General features: G+C 43.5%; 20 protein-coding genes. 8 read left to right on the top strand and 12 right to left on the bottom strand.

Annotated elements, in window-relative coordinates:
* Positions 1–66 precede the first annotated feature (66 nt).
* Positions 67–594 (bottom strand): DinB family protein, encoded by a 528-nt coding sequence (locus tag BLT53_RS02650; protein WP_090232576.1) that lies wholly within the window; start codon positions 592–594, stop codon positions 67–69.
* Between the two features lie 165 nt (positions 595–759).
* Between BLT53_RS02650 and BLT53_RS02645 the strand changes: the two genes are divergently transcribed.
* The gene (locus BLT53_RS02645; RefSeq protein ID WP_090232575.1) at positions 760–1,296 is read left to right on the top strand and encodes a GNAT family N-acetyltransferase; all 537 of its coding nucleotides are present in this window, start codon (positions 760–762) and stop codon (positions 1,294–1,296) included.
* Positions 1,297–1,326: 30 nt separating this feature from the next.
* Here BLT53_RS02645 and BLT53_RS02640 read toward each other — a convergent pair whose 3' ends face one another.
* Entirely contained in the window at positions 1,327–1,782 is a 456-nt protein-coding gene (locus tag BLT53_RS02640) for an OsmC family protein (protein ID WP_090232573.1), read from the bottom strand.
* Positions 1,783–1,973: 191 nt separating this feature from the next.
* Between BLT53_RS02640 and BLT53_RS02635 the strand changes: the two genes are divergently transcribed.
* Positions 1,974–3,134 (top strand): SpoIIE family protein phosphatase, encoded by a 1,161-nt coding sequence (locus BLT53_RS02635; protein WP_090232571.1) that lies wholly within the window; start codon positions 1,974–1,976, stop codon positions 3,132–3,134.
* Positions 3,135–3,174: 40 nt separating this feature from the next.
* Here the strand turns inward: BLT53_RS02635 and BLT53_RS02630 are convergent, their stop codons facing one another.
* Together BLT53_RS02630 and BLT53_RS02625 are read right to left on the bottom strand one after the other, a co-directional pair.
* A complete protein-coding gene (locus BLT53_RS02630; protein WP_090232570.1) occupies positions 3,175–4,029 on the bottom strand; it encodes a CheR family methyltransferase in 855 nt (284 codons plus the stop codon).
* A 12-nt stretch (positions 4,030–4,041) separates the two neighbouring features.
* Entirely contained in the window at positions 4,042–6,801 is a 2,760-nt protein-coding gene (locus BLT53_RS02625; RefSeq protein WP_090232568.1) for a response regulator, read from the bottom strand.
* 196 nt (positions 6,802–6,997) lie between these two features.
* Here BLT53_RS02625 and BLT53_RS02620 point away from each other — a divergent pair, with 196 nt between their 5' ends.
* Positions 6,998–7,372 (top strand): avidin-fold protein, encoded by a 375-nt coding sequence (locus BLT53_RS02620; RefSeq protein WP_170834202.1) that lies wholly within the window; start codon positions 6,998–7,000, stop codon positions 7,370–7,372.
* A 92-nt stretch (positions 7,373–7,464) separates the two neighbouring features.
* Here BLT53_RS02620 and BLT53_RS02615 read toward each other — a convergent pair whose 3' ends face one another.
* The 4 genes from BLT53_RS02615 to BLT53_RS02600 form a co-directional block, all read right to left on the bottom strand.
* Positions 7,465–8,844 carry an L-cystine transporter gene (locus BLT53_RS02615; RefSeq protein ID WP_090232561.1) on the bottom strand — a complete coding sequence of 460 codons (1,380 nt, stop codon included), beginning with the start codon at positions 8,842–8,844 and terminating at the stop codon, positions 7,465–7,467.
* A 192-nt stretch (positions 8,845–9,036) separates the two neighbouring features.
* Positions 9,037–9,477, bottom strand: a complete 441-nt coding sequence (locus BLT53_RS02610; protein WP_090232560.1) for a GNAT family N-acetyltransferase — start codon at positions 9,475–9,477, stop codon at positions 9,037–9,039.
* Entirely contained in the window at positions 9,474–10,412 is a 939-nt protein-coding gene (locus BLT53_RS02605; protein ID WP_090232558.1) for a nucleoside hydrolase, read from the bottom strand. The genes BLT53_RS02610 and BLT53_RS02605 overlap by 4 nt, the downstream gene beginning before the upstream one ends.
* 27 nt (positions 10,413–10,439) lie before the next feature.
* Positions 10,440–10,628: a hypothetical protein gene (locus BLT53_RS02600; protein ID WP_090232557.1), complete on the bottom strand. Its 189-nt coding sequence runs from the start codon at positions 10,626–10,628 to the stop codon at positions 10,440–10,442.
* Positions 10,629–10,841: 213 nt separating this feature from the next.
* On the opposite strand from BLT53_RS02600, the gene BLT53_RS02595 reads away from it, so the two are divergent.
* The 3 genes from BLT53_RS02595 (at position 10,842) to BLT53_RS02585 (ending at position 13,937) form a co-directional block, all read left to right on the top strand.
* On the top strand, positions 10,842–11,288 hold the full coding sequence (locus tag BLT53_RS02595; protein WP_090232555.1) for a DUF4385 domain-containing protein: 447 nt from the start codon (positions 10,842–10,844) through the stop codon (positions 11,286–11,288).
* 41 nt (positions 11,289–11,329) lie between these two features.
* Positions 11,330–12,439, top strand: a complete 1,110-nt coding sequence (locus BLT53_RS02590; protein ID WP_090232554.1) for an AI-2E family transporter — start codon at positions 11,330–11,332, stop codon at positions 12,437–12,439.
* 139 nt (positions 12,440–12,578) lie between these two features.
* A complete protein-coding gene (locus tag BLT53_RS02585; protein ID WP_090232552.1) occupies positions 12,579–13,937 on the top strand; it encodes an FAD-binding oxidoreductase in 1,359 nt (452 codons plus the stop codon).
* Here BLT53_RS02585 and BLT53_RS02580 read toward each other — a convergent pair.
* A complete protein-coding gene (locus BLT53_RS02580; RefSeq protein WP_090232550.1) occupies positions 13,922–14,329 on the bottom strand; it encodes a VOC family protein in 408 nt (135 codons plus the stop codon). The two genes, BLT53_RS02585 and BLT53_RS02580, sit on opposite strands and share 16 nt — an antisense overlap.
* A gap of 106 nt (positions 14,330–14,435) precedes the next feature.
* Between BLT53_RS02580 and BLT53_RS02575 the strand changes: the two genes are divergently transcribed.
* The gene (locus BLT53_RS02575) at positions 14,436–15,671 is read left to right on the top strand and encodes an aminopeptidase (RefSeq protein ID WP_090232548.1); all 1,236 of its coding nucleotides are present in this window, start codon (positions 14,436–14,438) and stop codon (positions 15,669–15,671) included.
* A 27-nt stretch (positions 15,672–15,698) separates the two neighbouring features.
* On the opposite strand, the gene BLT53_RS02570 is transcribed toward BLT53_RS02575, so the two are convergent.
* The 3 genes from BLT53_RS02570 to BLT53_RS02560 form a co-directional block, all read right to left on the bottom strand.
* Complete coding sequence (locus BLT53_RS02570; protein WP_090232547.1) at positions 15,699–16,937, bottom strand: sensor histidine kinase; 1,239 nt, start codon at positions 16,935–16,937, stop codon at positions 15,699–15,701.
* A gap of 12 nt (positions 16,938–16,949) precedes the next feature.
* A complete protein-coding gene (locus BLT53_RS02565) occupies positions 16,950–17,624 on the bottom strand; it encodes a response regulator transcription factor (RefSeq protein WP_090232545.1) in 675 nt (224 codons plus the stop codon).
* A gap of 262 nt (positions 17,625–17,886) precedes the next feature.
* Positions 17,887–18,534: a C40 family peptidase gene (locus BLT53_RS02560; protein WP_090232543.1), complete on the bottom strand. Its 648-nt coding sequence runs from the start codon at positions 18,532–18,534 to the stop codon at positions 17,887–17,889.
* A 223-nt stretch (positions 18,535–18,757) separates the two neighbouring features.
* Between BLT53_RS02560 and BLT53_RS02555 the strand changes: the two genes are divergently transcribed.
* Positions 18,758–19,294 (top strand): CcdC protein domain-containing protein, encoded by a 537-nt coding sequence (locus BLT53_RS02555; RefSeq protein WP_090232541.1) that lies wholly within the window; start codon positions 18,758–18,760, stop codon positions 19,292–19,294.
* Positions 19,295–19,350 lie beyond the last annotated feature (56 nt).

Raw genomic sequence — 19,350 nt, 5'->3', positions numbered from 1 at the left:
CTTCGAACATTTGTACTCCTTTTTATTATAGCACTCTCACCTTAAGAATAGAAATGTTCTACTGCTTTAATGTTTGTGAGCGAATAACGCCTGTTCTTCATACAAATAAAAAATATAATCGGTTGGAGCCCCTGCCTCACCCATTTGCCGGAGCATGGCCGTCAGATTGCCGCGGTGATAGGTGCCATGATTAACCACATGGCCAATGAGGTCCTGCAGGGGTGCCTTAGCCTCACCAAATTTCGGATGAGCAATCGTAATGGTCTGTATCGGATCATCAATTCCGTTCAGAAAGGATACATATTGTCCGGTGATCTCATTAAATTGTTTTTCCAGTCCGGCCAGTGACATGCCCTGCAATTTTTCATTGAATTCATTTAACATGCCGATGGTTTCTTCATATTCCTTGCCTGAAATGGCCAATAGCCAGATAAAATCTGTTTTTAGCATATGAACAAGTGTATCCATCAGGCTTGGAAATACACTGGTGATTTTTTGAGTCAGCATGCTATCAGGAAGCTTTTTTAAGTGTTCAAACCATTTTTGGTTGGCCCAATGATGATAATCCATGATTTTCAAAGAATAATTCTCCATTCTCCCATCACCCTTTTTCGATTAATAGATACCCCTAATGGATTCGATAAGAGTAAAGATCTTCCTGCTCTGTTGGGACATATCATTCAATGAAACAGGAAAACATCTTTCTGTGAAGAACTATTCTATTAAGTAAACAATTTTTATATTGGAGGACCACCATTCATGGCAGTTCAACAAAGAATCCGCTTGCGTGAATTAAGGCAGACAGACTGGAAATCCATCCATTCCTATGCAGGTCTCGATATTTCCTGCCGCTATCAGCCATGGGGACCTAATTCAGAAGAAGATACACTGAAGTTTGTAAATCAGGCGATCAGGGATACCAAACAAAGCCCAAGGTCACGGTTCGCATTTGCGGTCATTGAAGAGGAAAAGGAAGAATTAATCGGTGTAGCAGAGCTGAACATACGGGATTTCGGAAATAAGATCGGGGAAATCGGATATATCATCCACCCTGATTTCTGGGGCAGCGGGTACGCTACAGAAGCTGGGGCCCTTCTTCTTCATTTAGGGTATACGGTTCTTCACCTTCACCGGATCTACGCAACATGCCACCCCGAAAACACCGGCTCCATCCGCGTTTTGGAAAAGCTCGGAATGACAAAAGAGGGGACGATGCGAGAAGATTTAAAAATGAAGAACGGCTGGCGGGATTCACTTCTTTACAGTATCCTGGAACACGAATGGGCTGGTATGTAAACAAATTAAAACCAGCACAATTGTGCTGGTTTATTGATTTTGCCCGGTGATCACCTTTGCTTGCAGGCTGACTTGCACGTTACCCTGGATAGCCCTTGTGATCATGCAGGATGTTTCTGCTTTTTCGGCAAGACGTTGCGCCAGCTCCTTGTCCTTTTGTGAGGCATCTGCCTTTAATACAATAAGAGGGCGGTGAATAATTTTTCTATAGGTAATAACCCCTTTGGTCACATCAACAATTCCTTCTGATTCCATCGTTAAACTCTCTTTTTCAAGCTTGCTGCGCTCCATCATCGCAGCGAGCGTAATAATATAACAAGTTGCCGCAGCTCCAAGGAGCATTTCATCCGGATTGGTTCCTACACCTGGACCATCCATTTCCGTCGGGATGGAAATCTTTGTTGTTAAATTTCCGCTCTCTATTTCTCCTACATCATTGCGAAGACCAGGCCAGTTTGCTTTTAAGTGAAATGAATGTTGTGCCATTTCAGTTCCTCCTCGTTACATGAATGCCATTACTATGATTTTATCAGTTGTTCATCGTTCTCTCATGGTTTTTGCATGCTAAAGGGTAAATAATACCTTTCTTCCGCATTTCTAGTATAATAATAGAATATGACGTGATGTTTATTTCATTTGGTTGAATAGATAAGATTAATTGAAGGAGAAAACCGTCCATGACCATTCTTATGGTAGATGATAATTCTGTGAATCTATTTGTTATTGATAAAATATTAAAAGGTGCCGGCTATGAAAATACGGTGTCTCTCTCATCGGCCGGCCAGCTGTTTGATTATCTTCAAATCGACAAACCCCAGGCTGCCAAGCCAGACGTTGATTTGATTCTTCTTGATATCATGATGCCGGAAACTGACGGAATCGAGGCTTGCCGGCGCATTCAGGAAACCGAGCGGTTAAAGGATATCCCCATTATCTTTATTACCGCACTCGAGGACGCCAATAAACTGGCTGAGGCGTTGGATGTCGGGGGTATGGATTACATAACAAAACCAATTAATAAAATTGAGCTCCTTGCCCGTATTCGTGTCGCCCTCCGCTTAAAGTATGAAAAAGACTGGCACATGGAGCAGGAGAAAAAAATCAGGGATGAATTGGACTTGGCGATGCAGGTTCAGCGGAGTCTCTTGAATCCCCCTCTTCTTCAGGACAATATTCAAATCAATGTATCCCATCTGCCTTCTTTTAAGCTGGCTGGTGATATGTATTACTGGCACCGTTTCAATGACCACCGATACGGCGTCATTCTGTTGGATATGATGGGTCATGGCTTGTCCTCTTCTCTCGTCTGTATGTACATCTCCTCCGTTATGAGGGATGCGATCAAGATGCTTGAAGATCCTGAACTCGTGATCAAAGAGCTGAACCGGTATATGGCACTGCTTTATAATCAAAAAAACTTTTACAATTATTATTTCACTTGCATTTATCTTGTAATCGATACAGAAAGCAAGACTGTGGAATATGTCAATGCCGGCCACCCTCCAGGCTATGTTTTAGTCGATGATTCCGAACTTTGCATGCTGGAGAGAGGCAGCTGTGCTGTTGGCTTTTTTGACCAGATGAAGGTGACAAAATCCACCATCCACTTTGAGAATGACATCCAGCTCCTTCTTTTTACAGACGGAGTGGTTGAGGCCAATAAAGATGAAAATGTGCTGCTCGAAAAGCTGCAATACATCGCTTCACAAAAGTGGAATCAAACGATTACGTCTCCAATCCACCTGGTGATCCCGGAAGAAGAACTTGGCAACCAGCAGGATGATATGTGTATTCTGATGATTCAGGCACAGGCAAGCAAAGTAACGTCCATCTTATAAAAAAATAGTAACAGAAAAAGACGGGCCATTAGCCCGTCTTTTATCGTTTTTGATATATTTTTTCGGTGCAGTCGAACTCCATGTAATGCGGCGTCTTTTCTGAAAACCTTAGCGATTCCTTGTCACCAAGACCAAGAAAACCACCCGGGCATAAACTTTCATAAAATAAATTTTGAACCTGGTTTTGCAGTTCGCTTGTAAAATAAATCAACACGTTCCGGCAAATGATCACATGGAACTCATTGAACGAGGAATCCGTTACCAGATTGTGCTGGGCAAAGCTGATGTTCTTCAGAAGAGAGGGACGGAAATAAGCAAAATGGTCATCCGCTGTGTAATATTCGGAAAACTCCTCTGTTCCGCCAGCCTGCATGTAATTTTTCGTGTACGTCTGCATTTTCACCAAAGAAAAGGTTCCTTGTTTTGCCTTTTGAAGTACATTTTCATTCATATCAGTAGCATAGATTGTGGTTTTATCCGCAAGCCCTTCCTCTTCAAGCAGGATTGCCATGGAATAGACTTCCTCACCGGTTGCACATCCTGCATGCCAAATGCGTATGCTCTCCAGCTTCCTCAGCTCAGGAACCACTTTTTGGCGAAACGAACGAAAGAATGAAGGATCACGGAACATTTCGGTTACATTAATGGAAAAATCGTTGAGGATCTTTTCTAAAAATCCCTTTTCATGAATAATTTTTTCCTGAAGTGCCGTAATGGTGCCAATCCGCTCCAGTCTCATCCGGTTTTGAATCCGCCGGATGATGGAGGACTTCATGTACTTTCTGAAATCAAAGCCGGACAAACGGTAAATCGCTTCAAGCAGCAAATCGACTTCAATACATTCCACTAATCCGATGTCCAGTTCTTCTTCACTTAACATTACTTGATTGTTCATCCGTGTTCTTCCTTACTTGTTTATTATCCAGACTCTCATGACAGAAAACAGCTGTTCAATTTTAAGCGGTTTGCTGATATAGTCCGAAGCCCCTGCTTCCAAGCATTTTTCCCGGTCACTCTTCATGGCTTTAGCGGTCAGGGCGATGATTGGGATATTGGCCACGCGCTCGTTTGCGCGGATTCTTCTCATCGTTTCATACCCATCCATCACAGGCATCATAATGTCCATCAAAATCAGGTCAACGTCATTTTCATTTCCAAGCATTTCCAGGCATTGAGTACCATTTTCCGCTGTTATTACATTCATTTTTTCATTTTCCAGAGCCGTTTTTAACGCAAAAATGTTACGGTGGTCATCATCGACAATCAATACCGTTTTGCCTTTAAAGAAGCTTTCATCCTCTTTAACAGAGATATCTTCTTGTTCTTGGATGGTGTAGTCATCGGTTGCCTTCACTTCTTTTGCGGGTGCTGCATCGTCCGAAATGGCAGCGGCAACCTCGCTTTCTGATTCCTCCATCGCCAGAATCGGAGCGTTATGCATAAGCCCGTTCGGCAGGCTCGGGATGTAAAGCGTAAAGGTGCTTCCTTCTCCCTCTTCACTTTCAAGCTCCAGCTGCCCACCAAGCAGTTTAACAAATTCCAGGCAAATCGAGAGACCCAGACCGGTTCCTCCGTATTTCCGAACAGTCGCCCCATCCCCTTGCTGGAAGGCTTCAAATATCAGATCATGCTTGTCCTTCGGAATTCCGATCCCTGTATCTTTTACCGAGAGCTTCAGCCAGTGATCGGCGCCCACCTGCGGATGGAATGCCTTGTCTTTTACTATATGCAGCGAGACACTGCCTTCCTCTGTAAACTTGAATGCATTGGAAAGCAGGTTTTTGATAATCTGCTGGAACCTCTTTTCATCCGTATAAAAGATATCTGGAACATCCGAATCTTTTTTCACATCAAAGGTTAACCCTTTCTTATCGGCCATATGGCCAAAATTCCGTTCAATCTGAGAAGGCAATTCGCTCATGTTTACTTCGCTGAAATGCATTTCCAGCTTGCCTGCCTCCACCTTGGATAAATCCAGAATATCATTAATCAGGTTCAATAAATCTTGTCCGGATGAATGAATAACCCGTGCAAACTCCTCATCCTCTGAGGAAAGTCCGTTTGCAGAATTCTCGGCAAGCATTTCAGACAGGATCAGGATGCTATTGAGTGGTGTACGCAGCTCATGGGACATGTTGGCCAGAAATTCAGACTTGTAACGGGAACTTAATGCAAGCTGCTTCGCCTTTTCTTCGAGTTCCACTTTTGCCTGCTGAAGTTCCGCTGATTTCCCTTCAGCTTCAATGGAGCGCTGTTCGAGTTGCTCATTGATCATGCGTAATTCCTCAGACTGCATTTGCAGCTCTTCGGATTGCGTCTGAAGTTCTTCCGATTGAGCCTGGAGTTCTTCAGTGATAGCCTGGGATTCCTTCAACAGGCGCACAACTTCCATTCGGCGAATAACACTGTCAATGGTTAGTCCGAATGTTTTCGTAGTATTTTCCACAAGATCAATATGTTCTTGGGTAAATGCTTCAAGAGAAGCAAGCTCCAATACCGCAATAACTTCATTCTCAAACATTACCGGTGCAATCAGCAAACTTCTTGGGTGAACATCACCAAGTCCAGTCCCAATCAGCTGATAGTCGTCCGGAAGATGATCAATTACCATCAGGCGCTTTTCAGCGGCGCATTGGCCGATAAGCCCCTCTCCAAGTTTAAAGGAATCCCGTCCGGCCGAATTCATCGGAGCAGCATAAGCCCCTTTTTTCATAAAAGAAGCCTTACCGCCTTCTCCTTCACGGATATAAATAGCCCCCGCGGATGCCTTCGTAAAGTGGGCAACCCCTGTAATAAACTTTTCACCAAGCACTTTAATCGTAGACGTTCCCTGATAACGCTCTACTACTTCATTTGTACTTGACTGGAGCCATTCTCTGCTTTCAACAACGGAAAGCAGGCTGTTTGTCGCATCGGCTAAATCTCTGATTTCATCCCTGCTTTTCACATTGATCCTCTGGGTGACATCACCGTTCGATGACATGGCGGATATGGATCGTACAACCGCCTTTACGGTCTTTACAATGGAACCGGAAACAAACACAGCAATCGCCGCAGATACAAGGACAACAAAGAACAACAGTACATATAAGCTTGTCTTCAATACAGCATTTTGGTTATCAAGCTTGTCCGCCCTCTCTTTGGTGAATCCTTTTTCCGTTGTCCGGAACGTATCAAACTGGTTGCGGATGTCTTCTACTCCCTTGCTCCGGGCGGTATCTTTCTTGAAAAAAGAAAGGATATCTCCATCCTGGCCCTCTCTCTTCATCTGTATGGAAGGTTCAGCCGTATATTGAATCCATTCATTGATATTATCGCGGATATCCTGCAGCCTTTTTTGCTGTGATGGATTATCGGAAATTAAATCATACAATTTGTTGTAATTACTTTTCCAATCACTTGCCGCCATGCTATAGGGCTCAAGATAGCTTTCATCTCCTGTAATGATGAAACCGCGCTGCCCGTTTTCCATATCCAGAACTTGCTTTTCAATTTCATTCGTAAGCCCGTGCACCTCAATGTCGTGGTTAATAATATAATTCCGCTCCGTCTGCATGGAGGAAATTTGATTGTTTACTGCGATTATTGAAACGACCAGACACAGAATAATGACGAGATATCCGGTAAATATCTTACCCCGGATACCGAATCTCTTTCTCCCTGTCATTCTATCATCCGCCTTTTTAAAGTCATATTCACGTAATCTATTATAAACAAGTATTACCAATAAAGACAGCAAGAACTTATTCATCAAGCCAACAAGAAATCCTCCCGAAAATAATAAAAAAACAGAATTTTCTGTTTTAATTTTCTTTCTCTTCTGATATCATTATCTTTAAAACTTTAAAGGGAGGACGCGTTAAATGATTGATTACAATAACCGCCAGTTTGTAACGATTCGACAAGCAAAAAAAGGTGAAGTTTCGTCCAAAACCTATTTTTCATATAAACAAGAGGGGCCAATCCTTACTGCAACCTACTCCGGCGGTGATATCCTGAAGGGAAATATGGTTGGGATGGTTGATGAAAACGGGAGCATTCAAATGACCTACAGCCACATCAACCAGGACCATGAAATTAGAGGAGGGAAATGCACCGCTGTTCCACATATTCTGCCCGATGGAAGACTTCAACTCACCGAAACGTGGACTCCATCTGGAGAAGAAAGCCGTCAAGAAGTCATTGCTGTGGAAGAAGTCTCTGAGATGATTTATACACCGCAAATCATTTTTAACTAAATTACATGAAAGGAGCCGGAATCCTCTACAAAGGGTTCCGGCTAAATTGCAAAAAACCTGGAGAACCGTATCTCCAGGTTTTTTGCTCCTCATCACTCCAGTTCTTGAACCGGAGAATGGTAAACGGAGGTATCGAGTTCTTTTCGGGCTTTGCTGGTTAAAATCCCCGCTGTCATAGCTCCGCTTACGTTTAGCGCGGTCCTGCCCATATCAATCAGCGGCTCAACCGAAATGAGCAGCCCTGCCAAAGCGACCGGAAGGTTCATAGAGGAAAGGACAAGAAGTGCAGCGAATGTCGCTCCTCCTCCCACACCGGCAATACCAAAAGAACTGATGGCAACGATCACGATCAGGCTAAGAATAAAGGATGGGGTCATCGGATTCACTCCCACAGACGGAGCAATCATCACCGCCAGCATCGCCGGATAGATTCCTGCACAACCGTTTTGCCCGATGGTAAGTCCAAAGGAACCAGCAAAGTTGGCAATGCCCTCAGGCACTCCGAGGCTTTTTTGGGTACTGATGTTCAGTGGAAGCGCCCCGGCACTCGTTCTGGATGTAAAAGCAAACGACAGCACGGGGATAGCCTTTCGAATATAGGTGAGGGGGTTCAGCCCCGAAAAAGCGATGAAAAGTAAATGAATCACGAACATTAAAGCCAGAGCAACATATGAGGCAACCACAAACTTACCCAATTTGGCAATCGCGTCAAGATTGCTTAAAGCCACGGTCTTTGTCATCAAAGCAAGCACACCATAGGGCGTAAGCCGGAGAATGAGCGTTACAACCCTCATAACGATGGAGTGAATGGCATCAACAAAGCTTGCAAAAAGAGCCGCGTGCTCCTCCTGCTTCCGTTTTACGCCAAGATAAGCCGCCCCAATTATGGCTGCAAAGATAACAACTGCGATGGTGGATGTTGGCCTGGCGCCAGTAAAATCAAGAAATGGATTTGCAGGCAGGAGATCAAGAACCTGCTGGGGCAAGGTTTTATCCTTCACCGTTTCAAATGTGGTCTGCAGTTCTGCCGCCCTGGCGGCTTCTGCACTGCCATTTGAAAGGTGTACTGCCTCCAAGTTAAAGGAAAGAGCTGCTGCAATCCCGATGGCAGCGGCAATGGCAGTAGTTCCAATCAGGATTCCAATCACTGAACCGCTGATTTTCCCCACATTATTCGTTAATTTCAGCTTGGTGAATGCTGAAAGAATAGACACAAAGACAAGCGGCATTACGACCATTTGCAGAAGTTTAACATAGCCTCCCCCGATAATTGAATACCAGTCGGTTGAATGGGTCAGGACCGAAGAAGATGGCTCATAAATAAACTGTAGAATAAGTCCCCAGATGATACCGGCAGCCAAGGCCGTAAACACTCTTTTGGAAAAAGAAACCTGCTTTTTCTGCAAGTAATAAAGGCTTCCTGCGATCAGCAGCAAAACGGCAATGTTAACAACAATTAAGAAAACGGTCATTGTACTTTTCCTCCTTGTTAAATGCCAGTATCCCTACCGCAGAACTTTACTTACCTTCCCTCCCCTCTTTGATACAAAAAAAGACCCACTTCATTAAAAAAGCGAGCCTTCAGCATGTCTGATCAGCAAATTCAGGTGCGGTATGGATTTGTTACATCATATGCCAGGATGTTTTCCTCTATGTGCACCGGGTTATGAAAGTTTTTTGCACATGACGATATGCGGTCCGATTCCAGGCAATTCAAAAACATCTCCGTGTTCCTGCAAACCGATTTTTTTATAATACCCTGCCACGCCTGTTCTTGCATTGCACCACCAGAGGTCACTCTTCCTTTGTTTAAGGATTTCTTCGCCACTTGCGAGCAAGCTGCTACCCGCTTTTTCTTTACGGAAGTTTTCCAATGTTGCCATCCCTCGTAAACGGTAGTGGACATGACCGTCCAAATCAGGATGTTTTTCTTTATAGAAAGAAGCAATGGAAATCAGTTCATCTCCGATAAATGCGCCTAAATGAAAGGTGTCTGGTTCATGGTCACCCGGAAAGTGGCAATCCTCAATGGTCTGGTTGGGCCGAAGGATTTTGTGCCTTACCGGATAGGCTTGTTCGGGTGTAATTGATTTAATGTTCATTATTTTCGCTGCTCCTTTTCACAAGGCAAAATACGTTCAAGAAAATGCGAGGTAAAAGCCTCTTTATCCACTTCCAGCCCTACCTTAATTCCCTGTTGTGAATCCTTTCCAATGCTTTGGCCCAAGTTTTGTTTGTTTGTTGAAACATCTACCTGCATCGTTTTTGTTTTAATAAAGGAGGGCTCAACAGCCACCGCAACAGCGAGCGGGTCATGCAGTGCACATCCGCCAAGATGGGGATTGTTTTGTTCGTAGAAATCCATATAAAAACTGCACATGTTTGCAAAAGCCGTTCCAATCTCAATCCCTCTGCCTCTCCAATCTTCAAGGGACTCTCTTTTCAAAAGAGTTTGCATGGTAATGTCGAGGCCCACAAGAGTAATAGGCAGTCCGGAACGAAGAACATAATCAGCAGCTTCCGCATCAGCATAAAAATTAGCTTCAGCATAAGACGTAACATTTCCCGGGACAGTGACCGCGCCGCCCATGATGATAACCTCTTTTACCATAGTAATGATCGAAGGATCCTTTTCTATCGCCAATGCCATATTCGTTTGAGTCCCTACAGTCACCAGAGTGACTTCATTTGGGTACTTTTTCACCATGGATATGATGTAATCACTGGCATGGGTATCCGGGACAATTGCCGCGGGATCTGGAAGTCCTATATTTCCGAGTCCGTCTTTTCCATGCACATCATACGCTCTGTGCCGTGTCGTTTCTCTTCGGAACGGCTGGTCCGCTCCCTTTATCACCGGGATATCATTTCTGCCCAGAAGCTGAAGAACCTGGAACGTATTCCTTGTCGCTTCTTCGGCGGAAACGTTCCCAAATCCAGTTGTAATGCCAAGGATGTTCAGCTCTGGGGAATTTACGGCATAAGCAATGGCCAGTGCATCATCTATTCCCGTATCGACATCAAGTATGGTTAATTTCATTTATGCTCTTCCTTTCGTAATCATTGATCAGAGATTTCCTATGTACAACCCAAGACCGATAAGACAAAAAATAATCAACGCAACATAGATGGCCGTAAGTCTCGTTAAATTGCTTTTCGTGGAAGAACCATATTTTGCATCCTTTTGCAGACCAATAAATATGGTTAAAGCTGCTATCAGCACACCTGCGATGAGAGCTATTATGATATACCCCATCCTTATCCCTCTTTCCTCGCTTAACTATCCCTTATAGTAAATCAGGGAACCCAAAATGCCAATAGGGGGGGAATAATATTCAATAAACTTTCAATATACTGATAGTTTCAGGCCATGTAATTTTCACCATGCAGCTAAACCGCTCTTTCCCTTAAACGTTTTAAGAATAGAGAGAAACGGGAAGTATGGTGATATTAGGAGGAGGCGCTATAGATGGGATTTGATTATGATCTTGATTTTAAGCACATTGATTTCCGCAAGCACCCGGAAAAATACAAAGTTGGCAGAGGAGAGCAAGGAGTCCTGCTCGTTGAACCTTACAAAAGTGAAATTCTCCCTCATTGGCGTTTCAAAACTCCCGAAATTGCAAAAGTGTCCTCCGAGAAAATCTATCAGCTTTTTTTGGAATACAAAAAGGAGAATGATCTTGTGGGAATGGATATGGCAAGAAAATTTTTGCAGATGGGCTATACCAGGGCCAGAAGATACACGAATTATAAAGGTGGGAGAAAATACGATAAAGAAGGCAAGATAAACGATAGACAAATCGATGAAACCAAAGCAGAATCGGCAGCCATCTTCATGAAAAAATGGAAAATGGCCAGAGAAGATGAAGAATATCTTAAATGTAAAAAAGAACACCAACGCCGCTATGGATAAAGCCCGCTCAACGACATACCATTTAAATCAGAGGTGATTAAATGCCAAACTCAAAATATTTTCGGATTGGATACGGTATTATTATTATTCTAATCATTATTTTTCTCTCGACCAAAGTAAGCTTTATCTTCCGGCCGCTTGAAATCATCTTCACAACCTTGTTTTTTCCGTTTTTGATTGGCGGAGTTATTTTTTATTTGCTTCGACCCATTGTCTATTACCTTGGAAAGCATCGTGTGCCCAAAGCCTTATCCATACTGTTAATCTATCTTTTATTTATCGGGCTTGGAACTCTTCTTGTCTTTCTTTTGGGGCCACAGCTGCAAAATCAGTTTCAGGGACTTATTAAAAATACGCCGCAGATCGTGGACGCTCTTAACGATAAAATCAATGGACTGAAGCAAAATGAATGGTTTTCGCGCTTTCAGCAAAACGAGTATCTTACCCTGGACAGCATCACAAAGAAAGCGAGTGATTACGCTAAGGATTTCGCCAATAACCTCGGTGACAAAATAACCAGCTTAATTGGGATCATTACCAGCATTGCAACGGTAATCGTTACTGTACCATTCATCGTTTTCTATATGCTTAAAGACAGTGAAGGTCTCGGAAGCCGGGTTGAGAATGTTCTTCCCTATTTACAAGCTTCCGAAGCGAAACGAATTCTAAAAGATATGGACGAGGCGCTCAGCTCCTATATTCAGGGCCAGGCGATTGCTGCATTTCTCGTCGGAGTTATGATGTATATCGGCTACAGCATCATCGGTCTTGATTATTCATTGATACTTGCCATTACGGCCATGATTACGAATATCATTCCGTTTCTCGGTGCCTTTATCGCGTTTATTCCGGCCATCATTATCGGATTGATCATGTCTCCGTTCATGGCATTGAAAGTAGCCATCGTGGTCATTGTGGTACAGCAAATCGACGGTAATGTTACGTCACCTTTGATAATGGGAAGAAAACTCGATGTCCATCCGCTAACAGTAATCCTTATCCTTCTGGTTGCAGGAAATATGGCAGGATTTCTCGGAATGATTCTCGGCGTTCCGTTCTATGCCCTGCTAAAAGTCATTGTGAGTCATACGTACCGGCTGTACCAATTAAACAGAGAAAAGGAACACAATGGCATAAAAATTGTAGATTAATATAAACGAACGCGCCCGCCCAATAAACGGCGGGCTGTTTTCGTAAATCTGCCATGCAAGCTGTCCAAACCGAATTTCACTTGCTCACATACTATAGGTCTAGGTTTATTTAATCCATGTGAACAAGGGGAATGAAAAATTGAGCCGGACAAGACTAACAGGTAAAATTGTTGTACCAGGAAGTCCCTCCTATCGTAAAGACAGGCAAAACTTGAATCTTAGCATTCAAAAATATCCTTGCATCATAGTTTTTTGCCAAAACCGGTGCGACGTAAAAAATGCTCTAAAGTGGGCGAGGGAACACAGAACCCCTTTCCGCGTCCGAAGCGGTCGGCACAGCTATGAAAATTTTTCTCTGGTAAACCGCGGTCTCATTATTGATGTCAGTGAAATGAAAGATATTGTGTATGATCCTGAGCAGCAAATGGCTTATATTCAAGCAGGCGCTGAACTGGGAACGGTTTATCAGCAGCTGTGGGACAACCGGGTAACGATTCCTGCAGGTACATCCCATAACGTAGGTCTCAGTGGACTGGCACTCGGCGGGGGAATTGGTATGCTAACCCGCGCCTATGGCTTAACATGTGACAGCATTGAAGAAATAGAGATCGTCGTTCCTTGCGAAAAACATGGTGCAAAAGTCATTTGTGCCAGTCATACGAAGCACCGTGAGTTATTTTGGGCATGCCGCGGCGGAGGAGGCGGCAACTTCGGCATTGTTACAGCCTTTAAGTTCAGGGTATATCCTGTGGGCAACGTATCCATTTTCTCAATCACCTGGAATTGGGAAGACTTCCATGCCTCCTATAACTCCTGGCAAAACTGGGCTCCGTTTACCGACAGTCGCCTGACTTCCCAAATCGAACTTTTTGCTTCAGGAACCATTACTGCCTCAGGCGAATTCACCGGTTCCCCAAAGGAATTGGAAAAGCTGATTACACCTCTATTGAAGACCGGTACTCCATTAACTGTGATGATTAAGTCCATCCCATATATAGAAGCCGTAAACTTCTTTAATTCCCCGGCTGGAAATCTTGCGGCTCCCTTCAAGCGTTCGGGTTCATTTATTTATGAGGCACTTCCTGATAAGGCCATTGAAACCATGAAACAATTTCTTGAAAATGCACCCAATCAGCAAACGACCATTTGGCAGCAAGCCTTAGGCGGAGCCGTTATGGAATTTAACCCTGAAGAGACCGCTTTTTTTCACCGAAAGGCCATTATTGCACAAGAGTATAACACTTCCTGGACGTGCAAGTACCAGAAGCAGGAAAATATCTGTTGGGTAGAAGGCATAAGATACGCACTGAAGCCATACACCAAGGGTGACTATGTGAATTGGCCGGACCGTGCCATAAAAAAATGGCCATGTGCCTACTATGGTTCAAACTATAAGAGGCTTCGCAAGGTAAAAACCGAATATGATCCTTATAATGTTTTCTGCTTTTCCCAAAGTATCCGTCCCTATCCACCAAACGGGCACTATTGGCTGTTATAATCACACAGCTCAATGATCGTTCCCTGTGTGTGTACCGGGTTGATATAAATAAGCCTTCTTCCATAAGGATTGATCCGGTAAGTTTCTTTTAAAAAAGTGATCCCCTTATTCTCGTAATCTTTGATCACTTCTTCAAGGTTGTCCACTTGGTAGGCAATATGGTGGACACCTTTCCCTTTTTGCCGGATAAAGCGTTCAATAGGAGATGTTTTGCTCGTCGGCTCCAGGAGTTCAATGATTTGATTTTCCATTTCTATCACCGCAATATGAGTCTCTACACCAGGCTTTTCGCTTGTGTACCGGTGAAGCAGTTTTCCTCCAAGCATCTCAGTGTAAAACTCGATGGCTTCATCAATACGGCGGACCGCAATACCTGTATGATCGATTTTCATCGTGTCCACTCCTTTCTATGCCTAGTATAACGTTTCAGCCGAATACTTTAAAATACCACCTCCCGTCATGACTGTAGTAGAATGAACAATATAGGAGGGATATTTCATGAAAACGTTTGAAGAAAAGCTCGACCAATACGCAGAAATCGTAGTCAAAGTAGGACTTAACCTTCAGGAAGGCCAGCGATTATTGATCAATTCTCCAATTGAAGCGGCACCTTTCACCCGCAAGGTAACCGAGCATGCCTATAAAAATGGCTGTAAGCGTGTTTTTGTGGAGTGGACAGATACAGAAACGAACCGGATCCACTTAAACAACGCTTCAGAAGAAGTATTGAAAGATAATCTTCCACAGTGGCAAATTGACATGCATGAAAGTTTAGTTGAAAACAATGACTGCATGCTCATGGTCACAGGCAGTGATCCGAATGGATTTAAAGGCGTGCCAGCTGAACGTCTGATGTTTGTGCAAAAAAACGCCGGCGAGCGCCTTGAGAAAGTATCCAAAGCAAGGCTTGCAGGAGAAGTTCCCTGGTTGATTGCAGGTGCACCTACAGCAGGCTGGGCCAAAAGTGTCTTTCCGGAAAAAAATGAAACCGATGCCATAGAGGCACTTTGGGAGGCTATCTTTAAAACCGTTCGCATCGATCAGCCTGATCCCGTTGCAGCATGGCAAGAACACGGCCAGACATTGGTGGAAAAAGTAAACTATCTGAACGAACAGAAGTTTAAAACCCTTCATTACAAATCCGAAGGCACTGATTTAAGCATTGACCTTCATCCAGAGCATGTTTGGATTGGCGGAGGCCATCACTCTGCCTTTAACACCTTTTACATACCCAATATGCCGACAGAAGAAGTTTTTACCGCCCCCCTTAAAGAAGGTGTAAACGGCACCGTAACCAGCAAAAAACCGTTATCCGCCATGGGGAATATCATCGAAAACTTTACCCTTTCCTTTAAAGATGGAAAAGTCGTGGATCTTAAAGCGGAAAAAGGTGAAGATACGCTGAAACAGCTTCTTAACATCGACGAAGGAATGAAATACCTTGGGGAAGTTGCACTTGTACCGTATGATTCCCCTATTTCCAACTCTGGGATTGTGTTCAACAACACACTGTTTGATGAAAATGCCTCCTGTCACCTGGCATTGGGCATGACGATAAGCATGAATATTCCTGGAGCGGACAAGTTAAGCAAGGAAGAGCTGGAAGCCAAAGGCGTCAACCAAAGCCACGGGCACACCGACTTTATGATTGGCTCAGCCGATCTTGAAATTGAAGCCGAGTATCATGACGGCAAACGAATTCCATTGTTCACCAACGGAAATTGGGCAATATAAAAAGACGAAGGGCAGAGCCCTTCGTCTTTATTTTGGAAAATTCATGATAAAGGCAGTTCCTTTGCCACCTTCACTTTCCACTTTAATCTTGCCTTCATGCTTCTCCATGATCCATTTCGCTATGGATAAACCAAGGCCCAGTCCCCCCTCATCACTTCTTGCCTGGTCACTTTGGTAAAAACGGTCAAAGATCCGTTCTTTCTCATATTCCGCTATCCCTGGACCGTTATCTTTTACTTTCAGCTCTACAGAAGAAGCCGACTCCTTTACCGATAACAGGATCTGATCTCCATCTCCCGTATGCTTCATAGCATTATCCAATAAAATAATCACCAGCTGATGGATTCGCTCCCTATCCGCATTTATAGCAATTGGACCATTCGCTTGAAGGCTGATATTTTTTCCCTGATAGGAACCAATTTCTCCGTAATGCTCGACAATCTCCCGAAGCAGCTGATCCAGCTGAAAAGTCTCCTTTTTCAATTCCACCTGGTTAGAATCTGAACGTGCGAGCAGTAAAAGCTGGCTGACCAGCTTTGTAAGCCGCCGGCTTTCTATGGAAATCGCGGAGATATCCCTGCTTTTCTCCTCGATGGTTGCCGAGGGTGAACGAAACAAAAGATCCGTTTTAGCCTGGATCACTGACAGCGGCGTTCTCAGTTCATGCGATGCGTCAGACACAAACTTCTGCTGCTTGTCCCACGCTTTTTTTATGGGAACAAGGGCCCTTCCGGCAAGGAAGTATCCTCCTCCTATGGCACAGGCAGCAACAAACAAACAGCCGGCAATAATGACGATAAGCAGTCTTTCCAGTAATTCTTCTTCAGTCTTCACATTACGTATGGCCTGCACGGTTACCGTCCCGACAAGAGGAATGTCTTCCTTTATCGATTTGGATCGGAAAGTTGCGTCATCCGTATGAATAAACTCCAGTTTGTTCATCTTTACCTGTTTATACTGATCCACATTATCCATCACAAAAAAAGGAGGGCGCGGCAGGTCCAGTAGATTGTGATTTTCGTCCCAGACCAGGATAGTGACCCGTGAGTCTCTTGCCATAAAATCCTTATCCCGTGCTTTTTCGTGATGATCCCTGTCCTCTCCTGTGCCCGGGAGACGCTGAAGCTCTTCATTGATCGAATGGTCAGCCGCATTATATAAGCTGACTCGGGTATAGGAGTAGACAAGTGCACCAAGCAGGCTTAATAAAATAATAAACACAATCGAATTCAAGAGCGTCAGCCTGTGATGAGTTCGTTGAAACATAAAAATTTCCCCTTATTGCTCCTTAAGCATGTAGCCCACGCCACGGATCGTCTTGATATCTTTATGATAATGATACGGTTCAAGCTTTTTACGGAGATGGTGCATGAATACTTCTACAATGGCAATCGTTGTTTCAGAGTCAAATCCCCATACCCGGTCATAGATTTGCTCTTTCGTTAAAATGGCACCACGGTTTTGAATCATATACTCCAGCAGCTCGTACTGCTTGATTGTCAATTTTACCGGTTCACCTTCGACAAAAATATCCTGTTCCGGACCAAACAACTCAATGCCCCGGTATTGGAGGGTCTGCTTGAGGGTAAGACTGCCGCTTCGCCGTAATAGCGCACGAAGCCTCGCTTTTAATTCGGAGGCTTCGAAAGGCTTGACCAGGTAATCATCTCCGCCAAAGTCGAGCCCTTTGACCCGGTCTTCGAGCGCATCCCTTGCGGTCAAAAACAGAACAGGTGTATTTACATTCTCCCTGCGCATTTGCTGAATAATCTCAAAGCCATTCATTCCCGGCAGCATAACGTCGAGGACAATCGCATCATAGATATTTTGCATCGCTTCATATAAACCGTCATCACCGTTCGAAGCCGAATCCACTTTAAATTCATCTGACAAAATTTCAATAATCGTATCCAGTAATGTCAAATTATCTTCTACAACTAAAATACGGAGCAAAACAGCCGACCCCTTTTCCCGTAACTGTACTTATAACCAGTGTAATGGATAGAACCCCCGTTTTCCAATCTCTTCTTCCACTTCTGGTTTCTTCTTTACTATACAGGCTGTTCCTTAACTTTTTCTTAAAGCAAAAACAAAGGCTTTTCGTAAGCTTGTTGGTCTTGAAAGTGGTTGATTTCCTGTTCAGACTTCAAAAAAAAACAAACAAAAAAACCAACAGCTTATCTCGAAATGAGATAAACTGTCGGTTCATGAAAGATTAACGATATCGTTTTGCACCTTCATAGCGTGAAGACCAATACGAGCTGTCCAACTCGGATGTAGTGACTCCTTTAGATGAAGAAGCATGCATGAATTTACCGTCACCCACATATACTCCCGCGTGGGAAAGTTCTCCGTTTCCGTTAATATCAAAGAAAACGATGTCACCGGCTTGAGGAGAATCCACAGATGTTCCTTCTTTATGGATATCTTTTACGACACGCGGAAGGTCAATGTTCGCTGCCCTGTCAAAAATATAGTTTAAATAACCGCTGCAATCAAAGCCGTCCGGTGTTTCTCCACCCCATTCATAAGGTGTGCCGGTATATTTCTTTGCCTCATCCACAATTGCCTGCTTGCTAAACACTCCCAACGCTTTGTACACTGAGTTTCCAGCGATGCCATCAACCTTAAGCCCTTCCTCCTTCTGAAGTTTTTTTACTGCTGAAGTGGTGTATGAACCATAATAAGTTGTGGTTTTATGATATGTAAAATACCCTTTATCTTTCAATAAATCTTGAAGGTCCTGAACATCTGAATCTGTGGTTTCCGGTTTAAGTGTCTCATCTCCGAGAGCTGCATGGCCTGCTACGGGATTTAGTGCAAGAACGCCAGCTGCGATCATTCCTGAAACTAATTTTTTCAAAATAACATCCTCCTGTCTATTTGAATTCCCTGCTCATTCTAACAAGGCAATATGACATGAGGATAATAAAAACATTACAATGAAATAACAATTTTCCTAAACTATTATATATACCCGTCTTTATTATCTTACAAACATAACTAAATCAATGGATAGGCACCCGCCGTTCCCCTTTTTACCGCAGGTGTTATACTAACGAAAGGAGAATAAAGAGGTGAACACGATGCACATCCAACAAATGGCTATTCCCCTGCTAATTATGGTTTTTGTGGTTTACCGAAGAGTCCGTCAGACCATCGGCTTTCAGTTTTTTAAGCCCAGAAGGCTTATTTTTCGAATGATTGTTTTTTCACTAATTATCATCGGATTTCTCGCCAATGCTGCGCTGCACCCGCGTACCCTTTTTTATGCAGTACCAGGGTTATGTCTAGGTATTGTGCTTGTTCATAATGCAGCCAGACACAGTACCTTTCAGTGGAAGAACAATGAACTCCATTATCGAACTCATAAATGGATTGAAGCGACCGTCCTTATTCTATTTTTGGGCCGTTTTTTGTACAGGTATCTGTTTTTAATAACTAGTACCAATTGGCAATCACTGGAGAGTTTTCAATATGGACAGCATTTTACCAGAGATCCATTAACCGCTTTTGTATTCTTCGTTCTGGGCACCTATTATATCGGTTTTAATGCTTATATTTTAAAAAAAGGAAAAGAGCTGCAAAAAGAGGAGTCCCCTTTGCATCCAGAAGTCCTTTAACCCAGTATGCTTTTTTAAATCTTACATTCATTCGTTGCATTGATTGTAAAATAAGA

Source organism: Fictibacillus solisalsi (assembly GCF_900103485.1).
In the GTDB taxonomy this organism is placed as follows: Bacteria; Bacillota; Bacilli; order Bacillales; family Fictibacillaceae; genus Fictibacillus_C; species Fictibacillus_C solisalsi.
The sequence above is the reverse complement of the archived record's forward strand: the minus strand, read 5'-3'. Positions and strand labels throughout refer to the sequence as shown.